The organism is Neomesorhizobium albiziae (genome assembly GCF_900114255.1).
Lineage (GTDB): Bacteria > Pseudomonadota > Alphaproteobacteria > Rhizobiales > Rhizobiaceae > Neomesorhizobium > Neomesorhizobium albiziae.
This window is the reverse complement of the sequence record NZ_FOSL01000006.1, coordinates 199,223-221,070: the sequence shown is the minus strand read 5'-3', so window position 1 is coordinate 221,070 and position 21,848 is coordinate 199,223. Positions and strand designations below refer to the sequence as shown.

The 21,848-nt window shown below is 62.9% G+C and carries 24 protein-coding genes; 10 read left to right on the top strand and 14 right to left on the bottom strand.

Annotated elements, in window-relative coordinates:
- Window positions 1-6: 6 nt before the first annotated feature.
- Together F3H98_RS12910 and F3H98_RS12905 are read right to left on the bottom strand one after the other, a co-directional pair.
- Window positions 7-393: a hypothetical protein gene (locus F3H98_RS12910; RefSeq protein ID WP_149760559.1), complete on the bottom strand. Its 387-nt coding sequence runs from the start codon at window positions 391-393 to the stop codon at window positions 7-9.
- Window positions 394-621: 228 nt separating this feature from the next.
- The gene (locus F3H98_RS12905; RefSeq protein WP_149760558.1) at window positions 622-1,068 is read right to left on the bottom strand and encodes a YcgN family cysteine cluster protein; all 447 of its coding nucleotides are present in this window, start codon (window positions 1,066-1,068) and stop codon (window positions 622-624) included.
- Between the two features lie 202 nt (window positions 1,069-1,270).
- On the opposite strand from F3H98_RS12905, the gene F3H98_RS12900 reads away from it, so the two are divergent.
- The gene (locus F3H98_RS12900) at window positions 1,271-3,244 is read left to right on the top strand and encodes an OmpA family protein (protein ID WP_149760557.1); all 1,974 of its coding nucleotides are present in this window, start codon (window positions 1,271-1,273) and stop codon (window positions 3,242-3,244) included.
- Here the strand turns inward: F3H98_RS12900 and F3H98_RS12895 are convergent.
- On the bottom strand, window positions 3,237-3,587 hold the full coding sequence (locus F3H98_RS12895; protein WP_149760556.1) for a hypothetical protein: 351 nt from the start codon (window positions 3,585-3,587) through the stop codon (window positions 3,237-3,239). The genes F3H98_RS12900 and F3H98_RS12895 overlap by 8 nt on opposite strands.
- A gap of 115 nt (window positions 3,588-3,702) precedes the next feature.
- Between F3H98_RS12895 and F3H98_RS12890 the strand changes: the two genes are divergently transcribed.
- The 3 genes from F3H98_RS12890 (at window position 3,703) to F3H98_RS12880 (ending at window position 5,747) form a co-directional block, all read left to right on the top strand.
- Window positions 3,703-5,124: an APC family permease gene (locus F3H98_RS12890; protein ID WP_149760555.1), complete on the top strand. Its 1,422-nt coding sequence runs from the start codon at window positions 3,703-3,705 to the stop codon at window positions 5,122-5,124.
- A 96-nt stretch (window positions 5,125-5,220) separates the two neighbouring features.
- Window positions 5,221-5,457 (top strand): type II toxin-antitoxin system ParD family antitoxin, encoded by a 237-nt coding sequence (locus F3H98_RS12885; RefSeq protein WP_149760554.1) that lies wholly within the window; start codon window positions 5,221-5,223, stop codon window positions 5,455-5,457.
- Window positions 5,457-5,747 (top strand): type II toxin-antitoxin system RelE/ParE family toxin, encoded by a 291-nt coding sequence (locus F3H98_RS12880; protein WP_244621696.1) that lies wholly within the window; start codon window positions 5,457-5,459, stop codon window positions 5,745-5,747. The genes F3H98_RS12885 and F3H98_RS12880 overlap by 1 nt, the downstream gene beginning before the upstream one ends.
- Here the strand turns inward: F3H98_RS12880 and F3H98_RS12875 are convergent, their stop codons facing one another.
- The 6 genes from F3H98_RS12875 to F3H98_RS12850 all read right to left on the bottom strand — a co-directional run bounded on the left by F3H98_RS12875 (window position 5,748) and on the right by F3H98_RS12850 (window position 11,588).
- Window positions 5,748-6,617 carry an SDR family oxidoreductase gene (locus tag F3H98_RS12875; protein ID WP_149760552.1) on the bottom strand — a complete coding sequence of 290 codons (870 nt, stop codon included), beginning with the start codon at window positions 6,615-6,617 and terminating at the stop codon, window positions 5,748-5,750.
- Between the two features lie 71 nt (window positions 6,618-6,688).
- On the bottom strand, window positions 6,689-7,885 hold the full coding sequence (locus F3H98_RS12870; protein WP_244621695.1) for a M24 family metallopeptidase: 1,197 nt from the start codon (window positions 7,883-7,885) through the stop codon (window positions 6,689-6,691).
- 118 nt (window positions 7,886-8,003) lie between these two features.
- Window positions 8,004-8,837, bottom strand: a complete 834-nt coding sequence (locus tag F3H98_RS12865; protein ID WP_149760551.1) for an SMP-30/gluconolactonase/LRE family protein — start codon at window positions 8,835-8,837, stop codon at window positions 8,004-8,006.
- A 228-nt stretch (window positions 8,838-9,065) separates the two neighbouring features.
- Window positions 9,066-9,992, bottom strand: coding sequence for a lipid kinase (locus tag F3H98_RS12860; RefSeq protein WP_149760550.1), 927 nt, complete (start codon window positions 9,990-9,992; stop codon window positions 9,066-9,068).
- 76 nt (window positions 9,993-10,068) lie between these two features.
- Window positions 10,069-10,980 carry an arginase family protein gene (locus F3H98_RS12855; RefSeq protein ID WP_210249676.1) on the bottom strand — a complete coding sequence of 304 codons (912 nt, stop codon included), beginning with the start codon at window positions 10,978-10,980 and terminating at the stop codon, window positions 10,069-10,071.
- A 188-nt stretch (window positions 10,981-11,168) separates the two neighbouring features.
- Window positions 11,169-11,588 carry a VOC family protein gene (locus F3H98_RS12850; RefSeq protein WP_149760549.1) on the bottom strand — a complete coding sequence of 140 codons (420 nt, stop codon included), beginning with the start codon at window positions 11,586-11,588 and terminating at the stop codon, window positions 11,169-11,171.
- Window positions 11,589-11,657: 69 nt separating this feature from the next.
- On the opposite strand from F3H98_RS12850, the gene F3H98_RS12845 reads away from it, so the two are divergent.
- Entirely contained in the window at window positions 11,658-12,251 is a 594-nt protein-coding gene (locus F3H98_RS12845) for a TetR/AcrR family transcriptional regulator (protein ID WP_149760548.1), read from the top strand.
- Here the strand turns inward: F3H98_RS12845 and F3H98_RS12840 are convergent.
- Window positions 12,226-13,185 carry a LysR family transcriptional regulator gene (locus F3H98_RS12840; RefSeq protein WP_149760547.1) on the bottom strand — a complete coding sequence of 320 codons (960 nt, stop codon included), beginning with the start codon at window positions 13,183-13,185 and terminating at the stop codon, window positions 12,226-12,228. The genes F3H98_RS12845 and F3H98_RS12840 overlap by 26 nt on opposite strands.
- Before the next feature lie 126 nt (window positions 13,186-13,311).
- Between F3H98_RS12840 and F3H98_RS12835 the strand changes: the two genes are divergently transcribed.
- The gene (locus F3H98_RS12835; RefSeq protein ID WP_149760546.1) at window positions 13,312-13,959 is read left to right on the top strand and encodes an FMN-dependent NADH-azoreductase; all 648 of its coding nucleotides are present in this window, start codon (window positions 13,312-13,314) and stop codon (window positions 13,957-13,959) included.
- Window positions 13,960-14,142: 183 nt separating this feature from the next.
- Here F3H98_RS12835 and F3H98_RS12830 read toward each other — a convergent pair whose 3' ends face one another.
- Window positions 14,143-14,430 carry an HlyU family transcriptional regulator gene (locus F3H98_RS12830; protein WP_149760545.1) on the bottom strand — a complete coding sequence of 96 codons (288 nt, stop codon included), beginning with the start codon at window positions 14,428-14,430 and terminating at the stop codon, window positions 14,143-14,145.
- A gap of 228 nt (window positions 14,431-14,658) precedes the next feature.
- Here F3H98_RS12830 and F3H98_RS12825 point away from each other — a divergent pair, with 228 nt between their 5' ends.
- Complete coding sequence (locus F3H98_RS12825; RefSeq protein ID WP_244621694.1) at window positions 14,659-15,234, top strand: VOC family protein; 576 nt, start codon at window positions 14,659-14,661, stop codon at window positions 15,232-15,234.
- A gap of 92 nt (window positions 15,235-15,326) precedes the next feature.
- Here F3H98_RS12825 and F3H98_RS12820 read toward each other — a convergent pair whose 3' ends face one another.
- Entirely contained in the window at window positions 15,327-15,620 is a 294-nt protein-coding gene (locus F3H98_RS12820; protein ID WP_149760544.1) for a GYD domain-containing protein, read from the bottom strand.
- Window positions 15,621-15,826: 206 nt separating this feature from the next.
- Here F3H98_RS12820 and F3H98_RS12815 point away from each other — a divergent pair, with 206 nt between their 5' ends.
- Complete coding sequence (locus tag F3H98_RS12815; RefSeq protein ID WP_149760543.1) at window positions 15,827-16,486, top strand: methyltransferase family protein; 660 nt, start codon at window positions 15,827-15,829, stop codon at window positions 16,484-16,486.
- 66 nt (window positions 16,487-16,552) lie between these two features.
- Here the strand turns inward: F3H98_RS12815 and rpoD are convergent, their stop codons facing one another.
- Window positions 16,553-18,589 (bottom strand): RNA polymerase sigma factor RpoD, encoded by a 2,037-nt coding sequence (gene rpoD, locus F3H98_RS12810; protein ID WP_149760542.1) that lies wholly within the window; start codon window positions 18,587-18,589, stop codon window positions 16,553-16,555.
- Between the two features lie 302 nt (window positions 18,590-18,891).
- The gene (gene dnaG / locus F3H98_RS12805) at window positions 18,892-20,832 is read right to left on the bottom strand and encodes a DNA primase (RefSeq protein WP_149760541.1); all 1,941 of its coding nucleotides are present in this window, start codon (window positions 20,830-20,832) and stop codon (window positions 18,892-18,894) included.
- A gap of 220 nt (window positions 20,833-21,052) precedes the next feature.
- Here dnaG and F3H98_RS12800 point away from each other — a divergent pair, with 220 nt between their 5' ends.
- Window positions 21,053-21,316, top strand: a complete 264-nt coding sequence (locus tag F3H98_RS12800) for a BrnT family toxin (protein ID WP_244621693.1) — start codon at window positions 21,053-21,055, stop codon at window positions 21,314-21,316.
- Window positions 21,313-21,648: a BrnA antitoxin family protein gene (locus F3H98_RS12795; RefSeq protein WP_149760540.1), complete on the top strand. Its 336-nt coding sequence runs from the start codon at window positions 21,313-21,315 to the stop codon at window positions 21,646-21,648. Before F3H98_RS12800 ends, F3H98_RS12795 begins: the two co-directional genes overlap by 4 nt.
- Window positions 21,649-21,848: the final 200 nt, after the last annotated feature.

The following is a 21,848-nucleotide window of genomic DNA, read 5'->3' as shown; positions in this document are numbered from 1 at the left end:
GCCGTATCAGCCGATGATCGGGCAGCGCGGCGCCCGGGCGAAGGTGATGACGGCGCGGTCGCCGCGCGAACGGCCGACCACCGTGATGGTGCGGCGGCTGACGTCGGCGACGCGGGCGCGGCGCACCCCCATGCGCTCGGCCTTGTCGAGCGCCCGGCCCGGCGTGCACTCGCGGGCCCAGCGGTCGCGGCGGTCGCGGCGGTCGCGATAATAGCGGCGATCCTCGCGGTACTGCACGCGGCTGTCGTCGCCGAAATAGACGCCGGCGCCGGTGTCGCCGCGGCCGCCGAAATTCAGGTAGACGCCGCTTTCCTGCGCGGTCGCCGGAACGGCGGTAAGAGCGGTGATGCCGACAAGAGCGGAAATGGCGGCGGCCTTGAGTTTGCTGAACATGTTTCTCTCCAGTGTTCGAGGGTCGATCCTTTTTCGCCGAAGCGATGGGGAGACAATGCGCCAGTCAAGCTGAACCCGGTGCGAACCGCATGTTCATGCAGCATTCATGTTTTGGATTAGCGGCCCGGCGCGCCGCATCGGCGTCCTGGATGGCCTGACCCCGGGCATTTGACGGGAAGCAGCGCAATATCTTCACTGCCAGGCAGGAACAGATCGGCGGCACGCCGCCTAAAGCTCATCCTCGATCATGTGATCGAAATAGTCTTCGGGTGAAGCCATGTCGCTCTCCGACGCGGTCACACGGCCGCGCACCGAAATGCCGGCCTCGTGCACACTCTCCGTGGTGCCCGAAATCAATGGATGCCACCAGTAGAGGTCCCTGCCCTCGGCAACCAGCCGGTAGGCGCAGCTTGCCGGCAGCCAGCTGATCGTGCGCACATTTTCAGGCGTCAGCTTCACGCAGTCTTCCACCTTGGCGAGCCGGTTCTTGTAATCGCTGCAACGGCAGGTGCCGGCATCGAACAGCCGGCAGCCCACCGTCGTCCAGTAGATCTCGGCGGTATCCTCGTCCTCCAGCTTCGCCATGCAGCATTTGCCGCAGCCGTCGCACAACGATTCCCACTCGCGCCGGCTCATCTCCTCCAGCGATTTCGTCTTCCAGAACGGCGTTTCCATTGCTGTGATGTGAGCCCGGGCGGTCGCCGGGTCAAGCCCATTGGAATTGCCGCGGAGGCTTCGAACCCGGATTTGGCCATGTTGGCGCCACCTTGCGGCCGGTCTATTGCCCGGTAAAGACCGTATTGCGGGCCGAACAGGAACAAATTCGAATGTTGGGTGTTTGGCCAGCGATGGGACGGCACGACAGGAGAGACACTATATGAAACGCCAATCCAGGATTCTGGCAGGCACCGCGTTTGGCCTGCTGATGGCGTCGACGCCGCTTGCGGCATTCGCATCGGAAACCGCAACGGCAAAGTCCTATCTTCTGGCCCAGGCGGAAGAAGGCAGTTCCGAAGAAGAGCTTCTGAAGAAGAAACAGCAGGAAGAGGCGCCCCCGGCTGCGGAGGAGCCCGCACCGGAAGCCGCGCCGGAACCGGAACAGGCGCCGGCCGCCGAGCCCGCGCCCGAACCAGAAGCAGCCCCCGCACCTGAACCGGAGGCTCCGGCTGAGCAGGCCCCTGCCCCGCAGGCAGAACCCGCACCTGAGCCGGCGCCACAGGCCGAGCCTGAGCCCGAACCGGCGCCGCAGGCGGAGCCTGCGCCCGAAGCGGCACCTGAAGCCGAGCCTGCTCCGCAGGCAGAGCCTTCGCAGGAAGCACCGGCTCAAGCACCCGCCGAACAGCCCGCTCCCGAAGCACAGCCGCAACCCGAAGCGCCTGCGGCCGAACAACCTGCAGCACCCGCGCCGGAAACTCCTGCCGCCCCGGCGGATCAGGCTCCGGCCGAACCGACGCCCCAGCCACAAGCTCCGGCGGAACAGGCCCCGGCTTCCGAAGTCCCCGCGCAACCGGCCCAGCCCGAGGCTCCGGCCGAGCCTGCTCCGCAGCCTGAAACCCCGGCTGCGCCCGCTCCGGGCGGCGAAGCGCCGGCGCAAACCGCCCCCGCAGGCGAACAGCCCGCACAGCCGGGCGCCGAGCCGACGCAGCCATCAGGCGAAGCGCCGACAGCTCCCGAAGGCCAGGCGCCGGTGCTCGACAGCCAGAAGCAGCCGCCGGCAGTGGACGGCCAGCAGCCGGCAGTTCCCGCGACGGAACCTGGCCAGCCCGCAGCTCCCGCAACGGAACCCGGTCAGCCCGCGGCTCCCGCGGCGGAGCCTGGCCAGGCGGCGCCCGCGCAGCCGGCACAGCCAGTTGGCGAACCTTCTGCGCCGCCCGCCGATGACGGCGCGGCCCAGATCGATATCGCGCCGGCGCAGATCCAGGCCGTCACCGCCGAGCAGGGCAAACGCATCGAGGTGAAACCGGAGGAATTCGTGCGCGAGCGCCCGCAGGCGGCAGAAGTTGTGCGCGAGGTGGGCGACCGCACCATCATCCAGATCAACAACCAGATCATCGTGCAGAGCAACGATCGTCCGCGCCTGACGCGCGGCGCCCGCGACGTCTATTACGAGGAACTGCCGCGCGGCCGCACCCGCGAGGTCATCGAGCGTGAGGATGGCTCCCGCGTCATCACCATCCGCGACCGCTATGGCGACATCGTCCGGCGCTCGCGTATCGCGCCCGACGACCGCGAGTATGTCCTGGTCTATGTCGACGAGGAGAATTACGACCGCGTCGGCGAATGGCGCGATCCCGGCCTCGACCTGCCGCCGATGCGCCTGACGATCCCCGTCGATGAGTACATCCTCGATTCCGAGCGTGTCGACGATGAAGAGGACTACTATACCTTCCTCGACCAGCCGCCGGTCGAGCGTGTGGAACGTCTCTACTCGATCGACGAGGTGAAGCGTTCGGCCCGCATCCGCGACAAGGTGCGTCGCATCGATCTCGACACCATCAACTTCGAGTTCGGTTCGGCCGAAATCGCCGAAAGCGAGATCGCCAAGCTCGAAGGCGTCGCCAATGCGATGGAGCGTCTGCTGAAGGAGAACCCGGCGGAAACGTTCCTGATCGAAGGCCACACCGATGCAGTCGGCTCCAACGATGCCAATCTGGCGCTGTCTGACCGGCGGGCGGAGGCGGTCGCCGAGGCGCTGACCAATGTGTTCGGCATCCAGCCGGAAAACCTGGCGCCTCAAGGTTATGGCGAGCAGTTCCTCAAGGTGAACACCGAAGCGCGCGAACGCGAAAACCGCCGCGTCGCGATCCGCCGCGTCACTCCGCTTGTCGCCCCGGTGGCGAGCGCTAGATGATGTGAGCCAGGTCCTGTCCGCCGGCTCGGTCCCGCGGACAGGACAAAAGTTCCCTGCCCCGTCCCCCCAGCCGGGGGACGATGGCGAAGGGGCCCGGCGGATCATCTGATCCGGCCGGGCTCTTCTTTTGCTGCTGCAAGTTGGCGAACCGAAAAATGGTGGATTTCGAGAAGCGAACTTTTAATGCATGTCGCCCGAAAGTGTCCTCGGTTTCGGGAAAAACGACATGCGCAACTGAGAAGCTGCAGCGCGGCCGCCGAATCCCATTCGCCGCGAAGCGCTGTAGGTACATGAACGCGGCAAGCAAAGAAAACCGCCATTTGCAGGCCGGCTGAATATCCACACACCCGTCTCCAGTGGATGAGCCGCCTTTGGGCGGCCCATCCGTTTGACATCGCGGTGACACGCCCATACTCCTGTAAAGTGCAACCCACCCGTGCGCTTGGAAGGAGGTATCTATGACCACTGTTCCCTCTGACGCTGCCGGCAAGGCTACGGTCGAACCGAGCCTCCATCGCGTGATGGGCCCCTGGCTGCTTCTTCTCTTCATCGTCGGCGACATCCTGGGCACCGGCATCTACGCGCTGACCGGTCAGGTGGCCAAACAGGTCGGCGGCGTGGTCTGGCTGCCGTTCCTGGTCGCCTTCGTCGTGGCGGTCATCACCGCCTTCAGCTACCTCGAACTGGTGACCAAATATCCGAAGGCAGCGGGCGCCGCGCTCTACACCCACAAGGCGTTCGGCATCCATTTCGTCACTTTCATCGTCGCCTTCGCCGTCATGTGTTCGGGCATTACTTCCGCCTCCACCGCTTCGCGCGCCTTCTCGGTCAATCTGTCCAGCGCCTTCGGTCTCGGTTACGAGAGCGGCGGAACCGGCATCATCCTGCTCGGCCTGGCCTTCATGGCCATCGTAGCGGCGGTCAATTTCCGCGGCGTCGGCGAAAGCGTGAAGGCCAATGTGGTGCTGACATGCGTGGAACTTACCGGCCTGTTGATTGTCATCTTCATCGGCCTGTGGGCGATCGGCGCCGGCCAGGGCGATGTTTCCCGCATCACGCAGTTCCATACGCCCGAGGGCGTCAGCGCAGTCTGGCCGGTGATTGCCGCGACGACGCTCGCCTTTTTCGCAATGGTCGGCTTCGAGGATTCGGTCAACATGGCCGAAGAGACGCAGAACCCGAGCAAGATCTTCCCGAAAATCCTGCTTGCCGGCCTGCTGATCACCGGCGTGATCTATGTGCTGGTGTCGATTTCCGCTGTCACGCTGGTCGAACCGGCTGAACTCGGCGAAGGTGAGGCCCCATTGCTGAAAGTCGTTCAGGCCGGTGCGCCGAATTTCCCGATCGGCATCTTCGCCTTCATCACCATGTTCGCCGTCGCTAACAGCGCGCTGATCAACATGCTGATGGCGAGCCGGCTCGTCTACGGCATGAGCCGCGAGCGCGTTTTGCCCTCGGTCCTTGGCAAGGTTCATCCGACACGCAGGACACCCTACATCGCGATTGGATTCACCACCTTGCTGGCGTTCGGCCTGATCACCTTTGTCGGCTCGGTGCCGCAACTCGGCGGCACGACGGCGCTGTTGCTGTTGTGCGTGTTCACTGTCGTCAACGTCGCCGTCCTGGTTCTGCGCAAGGACAAGGTCGATCACCAGCACTTCACCGCGCCGACCGTCCTGCCGGTGATCGGCGCGATCGCCTGCGGCTTCCTGACCGGCCCCTGGACCGGCCGTAATCCGGAGCAGTACAAGATCGCCGGCGTCCTCTTGGCGATCGGTATCGTGCTGTGGTTCGTCACGGTGATGATCAACCGCGCCACCGGCCAGCAGCCGGCGGAACCGCGGATGGAGGATATCGGCGGCGCCGGACCAGTGAACTGAGCGTTGTGGTCCGTTCCCCTGAAGGGGGACGGATCTCGATCGTCATTGCTTTAATGCGATCAGACGGGTACCATCTATTGGTACTGGAGATTTGCGATGTCGAAAAACACTTCGGTGACACTCGGCGACGAGTATGACTCCTTCATCAAAAGGCAGGTGTCGAACGGCCGTTTTGGTTCCGCAAGCGAAGCTATTCGTGCTGGGTTGCGCTTGCTGGAAGAACAGGAAGCCGGCCTGGAACGGTTACGGCTTGCATTGCAGGAAGGCTATGAATCCGGTGAGCCGGAGCCGTTCGATTTCGACGAGTTTCTAGCGTCGAAAAAATCTCGCTAGTGCGCCAGATACGTTTACGCCCTCGAGCGCGGCAGGATCTTGAGCAAATCTGGTCCTACAGTCTTGAGAACTTCGGCGAGCAGCGTGCCACCGACTACGTCGAAGCCATCCGGGCCACGTTAGCACTCCTGCAAAAGAATCCTGGTCTCGCGCGAAATGCCGAAGGGGGCCGGCCCGGTCTGATGAAATATCGTGTGGGGTCGCACGTTTTGTATCTGCATATTGCCGGCCAATCGATCGATGTCGTGCGTATCCTTCACGGCCGCATGGATTTTCCCCAGCACCTCTAGTTACCCGAACGGCCGCGCCACCTTCGTGTCGGTCTTGGCGAACACCTCGTCCGGCACGAAGAAATCCCCCGCCAGCGGTCCCTTCGCGCCCGGCGCATAATGCGAGAAATCGGTGACGCCTGCTTCACGCAGCACCAGTTCGTCGATGAAAAAATTGCCGGTTGTCTCGCGCGACGGCCTGGTCAGGATGGCGTGGGCCGCGTCCGCCATGATCTCCGGCGACCGGCTCATCGAAGCGACCGTCTCGCCGCCGAGCAGGTTGCGCACCGCAGCGGTGTCGATCGCCGTAATCGGCCATAGCGAGTTGACCGCGATGCCGTCCCCGGCGAACTCGGCGCTCATGCCGAGCGTACACATCGACATGCCGAATTTGGCCATCGTGTAGGCGACGTGGTTCTTGAACCATTTGGCCGACATGTCGAGCGGCGGCGCCAGATTCAGAATGTGAGGATTTGCCGCCAACTTCAGGTGAGGAATACACATTTTCGAAACGAGGAACGTGCCGCGCGTATTGATCTGGTGCATCAGATCATAGCGTTTCATGTCGGTCTGCAGCGTCCCGGTAAGCTGGATCGCGCTGGCATTGTTGATGCAGATGTCGATGCCGCCGAACCGTTCCACGGTCTTTTGCACTGCCTCCGCCACCTGCCCCTCCTCGCGGATGTCGCACAGCACCGGGAGCGCCTTGCCGCCTGCCACCTCGATCTCCTCCGCGGCGGTATAGATGGTGCCTGGCAGCTTCGGATGCGGCTCGGCGGTCTTGGCCGCTATGGTGACGTTGGCGCCGTCGCGTGCTGCCCGGATGGCGATCGCCAGCCCGATGCCGCGCGATCCGCCGGAGATGAAAAGCGTCTTTCCCTTAAGCGACATTTTTGGCCTCCCATCACAAATGGTCGGCCCATCTTGGCTGTCGCGCCGCCGATGCGCAATCGCTCGCCCTGTCAGCTTCTCGCCGTGCCGCCAAAATTCCAGCCGCGGCCGCGATTGCCCATCAGCTCCGGGCCTGCTTCATGGATCGCCACCGTATCCTCGATCTTGATGAAGCCGCGGCTTGGATGCAGCATCGTCGTCTCCACTGAGAGCACCATGCCGGCCTCCAGCGGTTTCGCCGCGTCGGTGCCTTCATAGGCGACGGGGTGGTTGGTCATCAGGAACGGCATTTCATGGGTGATCAGGCCCATGCCATGGGCGAAGAAATCGTTGAATTTAGCGCTCGGCCCGGCTTTCAGCACGCTCTCGGCATGCGCGATCAGGTCGCCGCCCAGCACTCCCACTTGCGCCCTGGAAATCGCCGCCTGCTGAATGGATTCGATCTCGGCCAGCAGATCCTGAAGTTCGGCATCCGGTTCGCCCAACACCGCCATGCGGCAGAGATCGCCGATATAGCCGTGATAGTTGCCGCCGGAATCGAGCGACATCACCTCGCCCTTCTGCCAGCTCTGCGGCGACACCGCGCGGTTGTGGCTGGATCCCAGCGTCAAAAGCGCATATTCGAACTGCAGCCCGCGGTTGGTCTCCTCCCGCCGCAACGCTTCCACGATTTCCTGCTTGGTCGAGCCCTCGCCCATCGCGGCAAACACCGCCAGCATGGAATCGGTGATCAGTTCGGAGGCCGTGCGCAGCTTCTGCAGTTCCTGCGGCGTCTTGATTGCCCGCATCCGCTCTAGCATGGCGGTGGCACCGACCAGCGCCGCAGCACCCAGCCCGCCGCGCAGCACATCATAGGCATCCGCCGGCAGGAAACCCGGCTCGATGCCGATGCGCGCGCCGGAGAGGTTCAATTTCTTCAGGTGATCGAGGGCGAGCTTGGCGGCATCGACCGTGCCCCAGGTCGCGGTATGCAGCGTCGGCGTCCAGAACGGGTTGTTGTGGTGTTCGCCGCCTTCCATCTTGTTGGCGATATAGGCGGCATGTTCCGGCCTGCCCTTCTCGTAGATCACCACAGGCAGATAGCGGCTGTGGCCGATCGCATCCATCGCCGAGAAGAAGATGAATTTGTAGCCGCCGAGCAGGTACTGGACGTTATGCTTCGACGTGGCGAGCAGGACGTCGATCCCCGCCTCCTCCATCAGCCGGTCGACGCGATGATGATCGAAGGGGATTACGGCTTGCGACCGAGCGGCAGCGTTGGTGTTCACGATCTCTCTCCCTGGCGGATGGTGGCAGCGCCGAGTACGCCCGCAATCTGGTCCTACCAGATTTGCACTGTCGGGGCCACCGCGTCCAGAGGCAACAAAATCCTTGGCGAGAATGCTGCTACGGCCAGCCCGCGCCCGGCACCGACACCGGGATCATGATGACCTGGCCGGTCCGTTCCTTACCGTCGACGCTCCCGCCCCATTCATTGGCGACCATGAACAGCGTCTTGCCGTCCTTGCCACCGAGCATGCAGGCGAAGCCGCCGCGATCTAGGTTGACGGTCTGCAAAATCTCACCGCGCTCGCGGACCCGTACGCAGCGTTTGTTCGGAACGCTGGCATACCAGACAGCATTCTCGGCATCGATGCAGATGCCATCTGGATAATCGTCGGAGAGATCGGCAAACACCCGCCGGTTCGACAGGCCGCCATCCGCGCCGATGTCGAAAGCGGTGAGCATCTGGCCGTAGGATTCCGCGACGATCAGCGTCCGGTTATCCGGGGTCACCGCCATGCCGTTCGGAAATGCCAAGCCGTCCGCGACCTGGCGCACCGAACCGTCCGCACCGACCAGGGCGATGATACCCGGTGCGAACGCGCCATCGGGAAAGCTGAAGCCGATATTGTTGAGATAGATGTTGCCGCGCCCGTCCACGACGATCTCGTTCCAGGCAAATCTGGAAAGACCGGTAAGATCCGCATGCGTTATCAGCGAGCCATCGGGTTGTCGCCGCTTCAAAAGCTTGTCCGCCACCACCACCAGGCTTCCGTCAGGCAGGAAGTCGATCGAGAACGGAAATGCGTTCACATCGGCAATCTTTTCGCGTTTGCCGTCGAGATCGACGGCGATGATTTCCCGCGCGCCCCAGTCCGAGAACCACAGGCGGTTCTCATGCCAACGCGGCGACTCGCCCATGACGAGCCCGTTTATCAGGATTTGCGGTGCAGACATCGACTACCTCCAGCGTTCCGCGACCCGGAGTGGTCGCGGCAACACCGCCTCGTCGAGACGGCTTCCCAAGGACGCTGGTGGCGACGCCTATCCGACAGCGAGGCAGGAAATTTTTGCGGGCTAATGCATGTTGCCCGAAAGTGTCCTCGGTTTCAGAGAAAGCGACATGCACAAACAAGAAACTACAGCGCGGTCGCCGAATCCAATTCGGTGCAATACGCTGTAGGTCTAGCCGGCCGGCACAAACACCTTGATTGCCTTCGGCCTGATGCGGAAATGCGCCGGCGTGTAGGTCGACAGCTCGCCGTCGGTGTTGACCGGCCGCGGCTTGCTGGTGCGGATCGTCACCTCGGTGGTCTGGAAGGCGCGCACGTCGTCCCAGCGCCCATGCGTGCCCTTGCGCAGGCTGGGCAGCAGCGCCAGAAGTCGCCACCAATGGTCGACCTCGAGACTGTAGAAATCGAGCCGCCCGTCATCGGCGGTTGCCGTCTCCTCAACCGTCATGCCGCCGCCGTAGTGGCGGCCATTGCCGACCGAAACCTGCATGGTGCGGATCTTTTCCGTCGTGCCGTCATGGTCGACAAATGCGGTGAAAAGCCGCGAGCGCATCAGGATGCGCGCCGCCACGATGGCGTAGCCCAGTGTTCCCCAGCGTTTCTTGGCGTGTTCGGTCAGGTCCTGAGCCAGTTCGGCGCTGAAGCCGATGCTGGCGACGTTGAAGAACAGATGGCCGTTCACCTCGCCAAGGTCTATGCCCTGCAACTTGCCGGCCGCGATCGTCTCGGCGGCCTTCGCCGGCTCGGCCGAAATGCCGACAGTGCGGGCAAAATCGTTGGCCGTGCCGAGCGGTATGACGCCAAGCGGCAGGCCGGTTTCCACCAGCGCTGGCGCGGCGGCGTTCAGCGTGCCGTCGCCGCCGCCGACCATCACGAAATCGTGCCCTTCGGCATTCCTGCGGATGACGTCGGCGATGTTTTCGCCGGCTGCCGGCTTCTCCTCGGTGACCCTGATCCCGGCTTTCTCCAGGACGTCCCGTGCTGCGGCGATCGACCCGGTGCCGCGTCGTGCCCGCGGATTTACGACCAGCAGCGCGTGCTTTTGCCGGACATGCGTCGCCGCCTTGCCCTTTGCGGTTTTGTTCTCGGTTCCAGGCAAGTGCGCTCCAATCCTTGGCCGGTGAGCGGCGTAGATAGGATTGTTATGTGGCGGATGGAAGGCCCGCGCCGTTGCGTCACAGCCTCGCCAGCACTTTGACGAGAAACTCCACCAGAAAAGCCGCCAGCTTTCCGTTCGGGTCGAGATCGGGATCGAAAATGGTCATGTTCATGCCGGCACAGCGCCGGTCGGCGACAAGCGCACCGAGTATTTCGGCCAGGCCTTCTGGATCGATGCCTGGACTACCTGGCGAATCCACCGCCGGCATCACCGCCTGGTCGAGCGCGTCGACATCGAAATGCAGCCAGAACGGCCAGTCCGTGCGGTCGAGCGTGGCGCGTGTCTTTTCCAGCACGCCGGCAACGCCGAGTTCGCGCGCGGCAAACACGTCGATGAGGGTGAAGTCGGTATCGTTGATGTCCGCCCAGGCAAAATCCGCGTCGCGCCCTTCCCGCTCACCGATCTGCACCACCTGCGCATCGGGGATGAGTTGCCCCGAAATGCCCGGCCATTCGGTGAGCAGCGCCTCGCCGCGCCCGGTGGCCAGCGCCAGGTCCATGCCGGCGGCCGACACCGGCCCTTCACTGTTTTCGTAATTGCCGGGATGGCGGAAATCGCTGTGTCCGTCGACGTGCACCAGCGACAGCGGGCCAAAACGCCGCCGTCCGGCCAGTGCGCCCAGCAGGATGGTGCAGTCGCCGCCGACGACCAGCGGGAATTGACCGCGCTCCACCGCTTTCGCAACGATTTCGGCGAGTTCGAGATTGAAGCGCCGTATCGCCGGTCCGTTGCGCAGGCGTGTACTCGGCTGCGGTTCCACGCTGTAAACCGGGCGCTCCATATCGACGATGTCCGCCGGCGAAAGCGCCTCCACCAACCCGGCGTCGGTTAGCGCCTGCGGCGCACGCCAGGTGCCGGGAATATGGCCGGGAGCCAATGGCCTCAGGCCAAGGTGATGCGGTGCACGGATGAGGCAGATTTCACGCATTTTGTCCGGCTTTCACGGCAATCCAGGCGAGGCGAAGCTGAGTGGTCGACGGGCCTCAACTCAAGTTCGGAGCGTCGACCATAAGCCGCCCCGGCGCGCCGTGCCACGGTGGCGGAATTCTAACCTGACAACATCTGACAACCGGCGCAGCCCATTGCAGTTGCCGCACAATTGCCTGCCAATTACCGCTACGTCGCCGGCTGTGGATGGCGCGCGGCGAATTCCGCGCTCGGCGGTATCGGCTTGATGATATCGATCATCACCCCGTTCGGATCGGCGGTAACGAAATGCCGCTGGCCGAATTCCTCGTCGCGCAACGTCCACAGGATCGGCAGGCCGGCGGCGAGCGCCTTCTCATACTCTGCGTCGACATCCCTGACCTCGAAGTTCAGGATGAGACCCGACGCCCTGCCCCGTCCGGCCTCCGGTACAGTTGGATGGTCGCCGTCGACGATCGCCAGGTTAACCCGCCGGTTCTCGGTCGATTGCAGATGCATGTACCAGTCGCTGGTGAACCGGGGCTCGAACGAGAAATGGTTGCGATAGAAAGCCGCCGTGCCGGCGACGTCACCGGTTAGGATAACCGGATAACTGGCGATCGGACGCATAGCTTTTCCTCCCCGCCTCTATGACATACAGTCTGCATGTATCTGGCAATTAACATACAGGCTGCATGTATGCAACAACCCTCCGAACGGCGCTCCAATCGCGAACGCACCGAAGCAACGCGCGGCGAATTGATTGCAGCGGCGCGGACGCTGTTCACCGAAAAGTCCTATGCCGAGACCAGCACGCCGGAAATCGTGGCGGCTGCCGGCGTGACGCGCGGCGCGCTCTATCACCATTTCGAGGACAAGCAGGCGCTGTTCCGCGCCGTCGTCGAGCGGGAGGCGGAACTGGTCGCCGCCGAGATCGAACGCGCCGCACCTGAAGGCCTACCGGCGCGGGAGGCTCTGGTGAAAGGCGGCGAGGCGTTCATCGAGGCGATGGCGATGCCCGGCCGCACCCGTCTCCTACTCCTCGATGGACCGGCCGTGCTCGGCCGCGCCGAAATGGACGCCATCGACGCCCGCCACGGCACCCGCACCTTGCGCGCCGGTATTGCCTTCGCCATGCGCGAGGGCGTCATGCGGCGCCTCTCGCTTGACGCCGTCACTGCATTGGTTTCATCCGCATTCGACCGCGCAGCGCTCGCCATCGACGCCGGTGCGCCGGCCGAAGATTACCGCACAGCACTCGCCGCCCTTATCGACGGGTTGATGCTGGAGTGACGTCTTGCGCTGCGGCGGCGGCCTCCAGCGACGCGCAAACCTTCGGCAATTCCAGCTTGAATCGTTCGATCAACCAGGTCGCGGCAGGTCCTGGCGGCGTGTCGGCGCGGTGGAACGCGTAAAGCGTGTATGGCCGTTCCGGATAGGGTTCGAGATCGAGCGCCACCAGCCGGCGGGCCGCGACATCGTCGACCACCATCCAGGTCGGCAGCCCGCCCCAGCCAAGGCCGGAAAGGATGAGCTCGCGCTTGGTGGCCATGTCCGTCATGCGCCAGGTGCGATAGGCGAACACTCCGAAATCCTTGCCCTTGGTCATGTCGGAGACGTCCGAAATGACCAGTTGGATATGCTCGCGCACCACCGTCAGCGGCACTCGGCCCGGGTAGAGCGCCAACGGGTGGCCTGGCGCCGCCACGGGCGTCATGCTGGCATCGCCGATCCTGATCGACAGCAGGTCGTCGTGTTGCAACTCCGGCTGTCCACCGAAGCTGACATCGCTCTTGCGAGCCAGCAATTGCTCCCAGACGACGCCGATCGCTCCGATATTCAGCCGCAGCGCCACCGTCGGAAATTCCGCGTTGAACGCCTTCAACACATCGACCAGCACCGGCGAAGGCAGCGATACGTCGACCGCGATCGTCAACTCCGGCTCAAGCCCCTGCTTCAGGCCTTCAGCCCGCGCGCGGATCTCCTGCAAAGCACCGATCATTCGCCTTGCATCGGGCAGCATCGCCTTGCCCTCTGTGGTCAGCACCGGCTCTCGGGTGCCCTCGCGTGAAAACAGCTTCAGTTCGAGCTGTGCCTCCAGATTGGCGATGGTGTAGCTGACCACGGATTGCGCCCGGTTGAGACGGCGCGCAGCCGCAGAAAAGCTGCCGGTCTCCGCGACGGCAAGAAACACCTGCAGCTGGTCGAGCGTCGGGTTGGCTTGCATGGCAATCCATCCATATTATCGATATGTATCATAGATATTTTCCCAATTATGTGGATGAAAGTCGAGAACTATCTGTTTGGCGAAGTTCAGACGTCCGAACCTGGACGCCCCAAATGGAGCCAAGCAATGTCCTCTATCCTGCTAGTAACATCGAGCCCGCGCGGTGCGGCCTCCCATTCCACCCGCATTGCCAGCGATCTCGCCGGAAAACTCAAGGACGCGCTGCCCGGCAGCACCGTCACCACGCGCGATCTGGTCAGCAACCCGCTGCCGCATATCGAGCCTGATTACGCTTCCGGCATCTATACGCCGGCCGAGGCTCGCACCGAGCGTCAGGCTGAAGTCGTCAGTGTTTCCGACATCGCCGTCGACGAACTGCTTGCCGCCGACCACATCATCCTTGCCACCGGCTTCATCAATTTCGGCATTTCCTCGACGCTGAAATCGTGGGTCGACCACATCTCGCGTTCGGGCAGGACCTTCTCCTACGGCGCCGACGGCCCCAAGGGTCTGGTTACCGGCAAGAAAGTTTACGTGGTGGTCGCTTCCGGCGGCATATACTCGGAAGGCCCGGCCACGGTGATGGATTTCGCCGTTCCCTATCTGAAGAGCGTGCTTGCCTTCAACGGCATGACCGATGTCGAAGTCATCCGCGTTGAAGGCGTCGGCATGGGCGCCGACGCCATCGCTGCCGCACTCGACAAGGCCGAAAAGCAGACCGACGCGATTGCTTCCTCGCTGCAGGAAATCCAGCTGTCGACCGCCGCTGCTTGATATCTTGAATGTGGAGCGCTGCCCTGGGTTGCGCTCCACATTCCGCTCCCGCGGCGCTTCGCTTTTGGAAATCAGCCGCTACCGGACCAGGTTTAAAAAAGCGCTTCCGCAGCTATGGATAGCCTTCTCCGCCACACCGGGATTTCGTCCACCACACAGCCCAAGAAGGCGTAAGCGAGACGCTCAGCTAAACAGCCGGTCGCCCTGTTCATCGATCAATTGCCGGCCCTTGGACAACGAAACCTGGATTGCGTCGTCCATCGTCGCGAAGCGGTCGGCGCGGATGAATTTGTGTTCCTTGACCACGCCGCCGATTTCCTTGGCGACGACGCCGCATGTCTGGAACTGGCCGCCTTCCTTGAACGGCGTGGCGCGGATCGTGAAACCCTTGTGCTCGGCCTCGGCTGCAACCGCAGGCTCGGCACCCGCCGATTCGCCGCCGCCGCCGAACAATCGTTTCAGAAAAGACATCGGGAAGCCTCGCAGATTGCGCTGCTCCAAATTAGCCGCTTCGCAATGCTGCGTCGAGATATCGATGCGCTTCGCCAATCTCCTATCTGCGATTCTGCTGCTGACAACGGAGTGTCAGCAAAGCCTTGCGCATGTCCTGCATTTCACATTTCTCTACTTGCATACATGCAGTCTGTATATTTTATGAAAGCCATTACGCGCAACGCTCAAACACGAATGGAGATGGCCATGAAGGGAAACCCTATACAATCGGTCGGAGGGGGTTTTCGCGCACTTGCCGGCTTCGCTTCCTGCCTGCTGCTCGCAACCGCGCTGACTGTCGGGAGCACTTCGGCAAACGAAAAATCCAACACGCAGAAAGAGGAACAAACGATGCGCGTCCGCGATCTTTATCCGCTGATCACCACGCCCGCCCTTTTCGAGGCGCGCGACTTCTACGTCAGGCATTTCGGCTTCGAGGTGCTCTTCGAGGCAAGCTGGTTCGTCTATCTCTCAGGCCCGGCGGACGGCGAGACGCGCGGCGCAACACTTGCCTTCATGAGCCCGGAACACCCGTCGAACCCGCCAGGCCCGGAAGTTTTCGACGGCCGCGGCATGATCCTCACCGTAGAGGTCGCCGACGCCAGAAGCCTTTTCGATAAACTGAGCGGCGACGGTGCACCGATCGTGCATCCGCTGACCGACGAGGATTGGGGCCAGCGCCGCTTCATGACCCGCGATCCCGCGGGCGTCCTGGTTGACGTCGTCGAGCAGATCGAGCCCAGCCAAGGCTTCTGGGAACGCTACCCGGCACCGACCCGATAGGGGTCTGCCAGATTTTCAGAAAACGCAAAGGGCGCCTTTTGACGCCCTTTGCCCTTCCTGCACGGGCTCCTGGCATAGCCCGTCTCGCGACATCAGCCGAGCGAGTTGATGATCTCGCGATAGGCCGCCTCCGGAAACGCCTTCAGCGTGCGGGTGCGCACGTTGCCGGCCATGCCGAGCCCCAGCGTGAAACGCGCCATCACGGCATCGTCCGGCGCCTCGCAGACCGCCACCATGTCGCAATCACCCATGGTCAGGTAGAACGCCTTGAAGGAACCACCCATATCGGCCAGTGCCTTCTTGGCCCCGTCGAGACGCTTGGGCGAGTCGCGAACATTCTTCACGCCCACTTCAGTCCAGTTGACCAACATGATGTATGTTGTCACGTCGCACCTCCCTTCCGATGCCGTGACGCACAGGCTTTCGCTGGCCCGGCACCGGGATCGTCGCTCCCCGCGCGAACCCGCATTCCAGTATGAACCTGCAGCGAGGCGCCCGCCAGAGCGCGGCAGTCGACTTCCACCAGCGGTCGTCCACCCGCTGCCGTTACCGGCGCTTTCTGCTAAGGTCGGGCGCCGGAACGGAGGCTGCCATGGCATCTACCTGGAGACTTGCACTGTTTGCCATTGCGGGCACTTTGGCCAGCCTCGGGCTCGCGATCATCGGCGCGGGTGGCGTCGCCACGTTCTTTGCCGACCCGGCGCGAACCGCAATAGCCTTCCTCACCATCGTACTGTTGGCCGCAGCCTTGTTCAGCGGGGGGAACCTCAGTCCCGGCGAGCAGGAGGACCGCTCCAACCGCTGGGTGCTCGTAGCCTTTGGCGTGATCGGCCTGCTCAACGCCTTCCTGCCGGCCTACACCGATCGCATCGACTTCTGGACCATCGACGGCGATACCGTTCGCTGGATCGGCGTCGTGCTGTTCGCCGTCGGCGGCGTCTTGCGTCTTTGGCCCGTCTTCGTGCTCGGCAATCGTTTCAGCGGGCTGGTTGCCATCCAGCCTGGGCACAGCCTGGTTACGTCAGGCATCTATTCCGTCATCCGCAATCCCAGCTATCTCGGCCTGCTGGTCAACTCGCTCGGCTGGGCACTCGCATTTCGCTCAGGCGTCGGCGTATTGCTGACCGCGCTTACCGTCCCACCCCTGCTCGCACGCATCACGTCGGAAGAACGCCTGTTGCGCGGGCATTTCGGCGCCGAGTACGACGCCTATTGCCGTCGCACCTGGCGGCTCATCCCGGGCCTTTTCTGAGTCCTGTCGTCTCATCCCACTCGAACAAACAAAAAAGCCCGGCAATGCCGGGCTTTTCAGTTTGTCCTAGCTGTCCAGGAAGCTCCTGAGCTTCCGGCTCCTGCTCGGGTGCTTCAGCTTGCGCAGCGCCTTCGCCTCGATCTGGCGGATACGCTCTCGGGTAACCGAGAACTGCTGGCCAACCTCTTCCAGGGTGTGGTCGGTGTTCATGCCGATGCCGAAGCGCATGCGCAGCACGCGCTCCTCGCGCGGCGTCAGCGAAGCCAGAACCCGCGTCGTGGTCTCGCGCAGATTGGCCTGGATCGCCGCGTCGATCGGCAGGATGGCGTTCTTGTCCTCGATGAAATCGCCGAGATGCGAATCCTCCTCGTCGCCAACCGGCGTTTCGAGCGAGATCGGCTCCTTGGCGATCTTCAGGACCTTGCGCACCTTTTCCAGCGGCATCGCCAACTTTTCGGCCAGTTCTTCCGGCGTCGGCTCGCGGCCGATCTCGTGCAGCATCTGGCGCGAGGTCCTGACGATCTTGTTGATCGTCTCGATCATATGGACCGGAATGCGGATGGTGCGCGCCTGGTCGGCGATCGAACGGGTGATCGCCTGCCTGATCCACCATGTCGCGTAGGTCGAGAACTTGTAGCCGCGGCGGTATTCGAACTTGTCGACTGCCTTCATCAGGCCGATGTTGCCTTCCTGAATCAGATCGAGGAATTGCAGGCCGCGGTTCGTGTACTTCTTGGCGATCGAGATAACCAGGCGCAGGTTCGCCTCGACCATTTCCTTCTTGGCAATCGCCGCCTCGCGCTCGCCCTTCTGCACCTGGTTGACGATCTTGCGGAATTCCAGGATCGAGATCGCCGTCTCGGTGGCAAGGTTCTGGATCTCGGAGCGGATGTCCTTGATCGTATCCTTCTCGCTCTTGGTGAATTCCTTCCAGCCACGGCCGGAAAGGTTGGAGATCGACTTCATCCAGTTCGGATCGAGCTCCGAACCCTGGTATTCCTTGAGGAACTCCTCGCGGCGCACGCCGTAGCTTTCGGCAAGGCGCAAGAGCCGGCCTTCGTTCTGAACCAGCCGCTTGTTGATGTCGTAGAGCTGCTCGACCAGCGCCTCGATGCGGTTCTGGTTGAGCGACAGCGACTTCACCGACTTGATGAGCTGGTCCTTCAGCTCCTTCAGGCGGCGGTCCTGGCTGGGCGACAGCGTGCCGGCGGCAGCCAGGCGGTTCTCCACCTGCTGGTCCTGCAGCTTGCGCAGCTTCTTGTAGATGTCGGCGATGGTGTCGAGCGTTTCCATCACCTGCGGGCGAAGTTCTGCTTCCATCGCCGCAAGCGAAAGGCTCGCCTCGTCCTCGTCGTCCTCTTCCTCTTCGGTCCGGGATTCGCCGCCGACATTGGTGATGTCGTCGTCGTCGCGCGAGCGCCGCGCCGCACGCGGATCGTCCTTCTGCTTCTCGGCCGGCTTCTCGGCCTCTTCCGTGTGCACGACAATCGGCGCCTGCTTGGCTTCGGGTCCGGCGTAAGTTGTTTCGAGATCGATGATCTCGCGCAGCAGGATTTTCGCTTCGTTGAGCTCGTCGCGCCAGATAATGATGGCCTGGAAAGTCAGTGGGCTTTCGCAAAGGCCGGCGATCATCGTCTCGCGGCCGGCCTCGATGCGCTTGGCGATGGCGATTTCGCCCTCGCGCGACAGAAGCTCGACCGAACCCATTTCGCGCAGATACATGCGCACCGGGTCGTCGGTGCGGTCGGTCGGCTCTTTCTTGGTCGTGGTCGCGGCAACCGCCGTGCCGGTCTGCTCGGCAAGCTCGTTGGCGTCTTCCTCGGCGTCGGCGGCCGAGGGCTCGCCTTCGGCCTCTTCGCCCGCCTCGTCATCCTCGACGACATTGATGCCCATGTCGGAAAGCATGGACATGGTGTCCTCGATCTGCTCGGAGGTCACTTCCTCCGAGGGCAGCACCGAGTTCAGCTCGTCCATGGTCACGTAGCCGCGCTTTTTCGCGGCCTTGATCATCTTCTTGACAGCATCATCGGAAAGGTCGAGCAACGGGCCATCGGTTGTGGCTTCACGTTCGGTCTCGACCTCTTCCTTTTCCTTTGTCGCCATTCTTTGCTTTCTCCAAGGGCCGGAGTTTTGAGCGGAGCCGGTGCTCCTGTAACCGGGCAAATCAAGCGAAGCATTCGCACCCGCTTTTGACGCGAGTACTCGCCGTGCGTTAAAGCCCGATTAACCCTGATATCTGGGGCGGGCCGCCCGCCCGTCCAGTGATCAGCGCTCCGTCCCGTGTTGTTGGGTGCGGGCAATGCCGCAGGTTAACCTTTTCGAATCGTCCTGATTCCGTCATTCCGACGGAAGGTCAAGCGGCTCTGGCACGATTCGCAACAAAAAAGCGAATCAATTGCTCAGAATCACCGGTTTGCCCGTCCAGACGGTATGCCGAAGCCTTCGATCAGCGCTTCCGTGGCCTGCGCGTCGCGAAACTGCGCCTGTATTTCCAGCATGTGACGGTAGTTTTCGTCTGTCGGGTCGGTTGCCAGTGCCACCTCGGCTGCCTTCAGCTCTCTATGTAGGGTGCGTGCGCTGCGGTGCAAGTGAAGCGCCTGGGCGAAGGCCTCGCGGGCGTCGTCAAGGGCGGCGTCTTCCAGCGCCGGCCACAGGCGCGCCCGCCGAACAAGGCTGACCGCCCGCTCCCAGGCTTCCGAAAGTCCTGCCGCTTCAAGCGCTTGCACCACAGCGTCGCGGTCATGCGCGACCTGGTGCGCCAGCGCATCGATCAGCGCTGCGTGCAATTGCCGCAAGTCGGTGTGGACGAGGTCGAGGCATTCGACCACGTCGAAATTCTCATCAACCAGGGTGGGATGGTTGACCAGCGCAACGATAAGGGCGGTCTCGCGCAGGGGCATGATGCCGCCGGCGCGTTTCACCAGCGCCGAGCGGGCCAGGCTGTCGGACACTGCCAGACGACCCGCCACCGCGCCCGGCCCGCCCTTGCCCCACTGGCCGCGTTCGCCGCCTTTGCCGAAAGAACCCTTGCCGCGCTCTCCCTGCCCCTGCGGCCTGCGCTGGCTGCCGAAGAAGGCCAGCACCCGCTCGCGCATTTCCTGTTGGTAGTGATAACGCACGCTTTCGTCGCGGATGCGGCTGGTCAGCTCGCGCAGCGTCTTCTCAAGTTCGGCCCGTCGCTCCGGCGTATCGAAGACGCCGCCGGAAGTCTCGCGCAGCCACAGAAGATCGGCGAGCGGCTTTGCCTCGGCCTGCACCTGGCGGAACGCCTCCGGCCCGCCTTCCCGCACCAGATCGTCGGGGTCCTTGCCTTCGGGCAGCAGCGCGAAACGCACCGTGCGGCCGGCCTGGATCATCGGCAGCGCCAGGTCGGCCGCCCGCCACGCCGCCTTCAACCCCGCCTTGTCGCCGTCGAAACACAGCAACGGCTCGCCGGTCATGCGCCACAAAAGCTCGAGCTGGTTTTCGGTGAGCGCGGTGCCGAGCGGCGCCACAGCGTTTTCGAAACCGGCCTGCGCCAGCGCGATCACGTCCATATAGCCCTCGACGACGATGACCGTGCCGTCCTTCTGCTGGGCCTTCCTGGCGCGGGCGAAATTGTAGAGCACGTTGCCTTTGTGGAAGAGCTCTGTGTCGGGCGAGTTCATGTATTTGGCCAGCGCATCGGGCGCCAGGGCACGACCGCCGAAAGCGATGATGCGGCCACGCGAATCCGGGATCGGGTACATGATGCGGTCGCGGAACCAGTCGTAGGAGACCGCGATGTCGTCGCCGTGCCGGACGAGGCCGCAGGCTTCGATATCGGCCTTCGGCACGCCCTTGCCGGCCAGGAATTCCTTGAGCGCGTTGCGGCTTTCCGGCGCATAGCCCAGCCGGCACGCCTGCTGGGTTGCCGGCGTCAACCCGCGCTCGCGCAGATAGGAGCGCGCCTTGGCGCCGGCCGCCGACTGCAGCTGGTCCTGGAAGAACTTCGTCGCCAGTTCCATGACGTCGTGCAGCGAGGCGCGTTCCCTTTCTCGCCGCTCCGCCTGCTCGTCGCGCGCCGGCATCGGCACTCCGGCCATGTCGGCAATCTTCTCCACCGCCTCCGGAAAGCTCATCCCGTCAAGCTCGGTCAGGAATTTGAAGTGGTCGCCGGACACGCCGCAGCCGAAGCAGTGGTAGCGGCCTTTGCGGTCTTCGCAGTGGAACGACGGCGACTTTTCGCCATGGAACGGGCAGCACGCCCAGTAGTCGCCGCGCGGCGCATTGGTCTTGCGCTTGTCCCACGAGACGTGCGCGCCGATCACCGCCGAAATCGGCACGCGGTCGCGTATCTCGTCGAGAAAGGAGGGTGGGAAGCGCATGAATGAAGCTCGTTTCACTTCCATATAGACATGCCAAGCAGGCCGCACGACCCTTAATGCAAACCATGCCCGGTTTTCACAGGGTTGCGGCGGTGGGCATACAAGTGTATATACAAGGCGTTCCCGATCTAAGCCTGCTGTGATCGTGGTGAGGTCGATGACCGCCGAGAGGATCGACTCATGAAACTCGCTTACGAAACCAGCGGCTTAGGGCCATTTCATGCGACGCATCGAAAAGCTGGAATTCAATGAATTCGAGTGGGACGTTGAGAAAGAACGACAGAACATCAAGAAGCACGGCATCGACTTCGACGAGGCGCTGATTGCGCTTTCGCAACCGCACCTCGAAGCACGATCCGACAGAAACGGAGAAGTCCGCACGCTGGCGATATGCCCCTCTTCCGGCCGAATAATTGCCGTCATTTTATACCATGCGCGGCGAGAAATGCCGGATCATATCCGCAAGGGCGGCTCGAGATTATGAACAAGCAGAATATCGTCACCACTACTCTAGAAGAAGTTCAGGAACGGATCCGGCGTGATGGCAGCCGCACCGATTGGGCGCGTGTCGATGCGATGACCGATGAAGAGATCGAAGCGCAGATGCGCGACGATCCTGACTGGAAAGATTTTATCGACGTCGATTGGTCGAAGGCGGTCGCAGTCTATCCACAGCCGAAGAACCCTGTCTCCATCAGGCTTGATTCCGACGTGCTCGATTTCTTCAAGGCGACCGGCAAAGGCTATCAGACCCGCATCAACGCGGTGCTGCGTCATTTCATGCAGGAAACGCTTAAGAACAAGAAAGCTGGTTAGAGACCGCCAGTTGCCGAGATATCGGATATGGAAGGCGGCCTTCACCAGCCGCCTTCGTCCATGTTTGATCAATACCCGGCACGCCGGCAATGCTAGCGACACACCCTGCAAATGTGCTGTCGCCCCGGTCATCCTGCTGATCGCTCCCCTCAGTCGGCGGCGCAATCGTCTCGATTCCCGATCCATTTCCGACACATTGC

Bases quoted from the DNA above. Each gene is read 5' to 3' on its own strand.
- F3H98_RS12905 (WP_149760558.1), bottom strand. From the start codon at position 1,068: ATGGAAACGCCGTTCTGGAAGACGAAATCGCTGGAGGAGATGAGCCGG.
- F3H98_RS12795 (WP_149760540.1), top strand. From the start codon at position 21,313: ATGAACAAGCAGAATATCGTCACCACTACTCTAGAAGAAGTTCAGGAA.
- F3H98_RS12845 (WP_149760548.1), top strand. From the start codon at position 11,658: ATGCAACAACCCTCCGAACGGCGCTCCAATCGCGAACGCACCGAAGCA.
- F3H98_RS12840 (WP_149760547.1), bottom strand. From the start codon at position 13,185: ATGCAAGCCAACCCGACGCTCGACCAGCTGCAGGTGTTTCTTGCCGTC.
- F3H98_RS12890 (WP_149760555.1), top strand. From the start codon at position 3,703: ATGACCACTGTTCCCTCTGACGCTGCCGGCAAGGCTACGGTCGAACCG.
- F3H98_RS12850 (WP_149760549.1), bottom strand. From the start codon at position 11,588: ATGCGTCCGATCGCCAGTTATCCGGTTATCCTAACCGGTGACGTCGCC.
- F3H98_RS12865 (WP_149760551.1), bottom strand. From the start codon at position 8,837: ATGTCTGCACCGCAAATCCTGATAAACGGGCTCGTCATGGGCGAGTCG.
- F3H98_RS12885 (WP_149760554.1), top strand. From the start codon at position 5,221: ATGTCGAAAAACACTTCGGTGACACTCGGCGACGAGTATGACTCCTTC.
- F3H98_RS12800 (WP_244621693.1), top strand. From the start codon at position 21,053: ATGCGACGCATCGAAAAGCTGGAATTCAATGAATTCGAGTGGGACGTT.
- F3H98_RS12830 (WP_149760545.1), bottom strand. From the start codon at position 14,430: ATGTCTTTTCTGAAACGATTGTTCGGCGGCGGCGGCGAATCGGCGGGT.
- dnaG (WP_149760541.1), bottom strand. From the start codon at position 20,832: ATGCGCTTCCCACCCTCCTTTCTCGACGAGATACGCGACCGCGTGCCG.
- F3H98_RS12815 (WP_149760543.1), top strand. From the start codon at position 15,827: ATGGCATCTACCTGGAGACTTGCACTGTTTGCCATTGCGGGCACTTTG.
- F3H98_RS12910 (WP_149760559.1), bottom strand. From the start codon at position 393: ATGTTCAGCAAACTCAAGGCCGCCGCCATTTCCGCTCTTGTCGGCATC.
- F3H98_RS12835 (WP_149760546.1), top strand. From the start codon at position 13,312: ATGTCCTCTATCCTGCTAGTAACATCGAGCCCGCGCGGTGCGGCCTCC.
- F3H98_RS12825 (WP_244621694.1), top strand. From the start codon at position 14,659: ATGAAGGGAAACCCTATACAATCGGTCGGAGGGGGTTTTCGCGCACTT.
- rpoD (WP_149760542.1), bottom strand. From the start codon at position 18,589: ATGGCGACAAAGGAAAAGGAAGAGGTCGAGACCGAACGTGAAGCCACA.
- F3H98_RS12855 (WP_210249676.1), bottom strand. From the start codon at position 10,980: ATGCGTGAAATCTGCCTCATCCGTGCACCGCATCACCTTGGCCTGAGG.
- F3H98_RS12900 (WP_149760557.1), top strand. From the start codon at position 1,271: ATGAAACGCCAATCCAGGATTCTGGCAGGCACCGCGTTTGGCCTGCTG.
- F3H98_RS12875 (WP_149760552.1), bottom strand. From the start codon at position 6,617: ATGTCGCTTAAGGGAAAGACGCTTTTCATCTCCGGCGGATCGCGCGGC.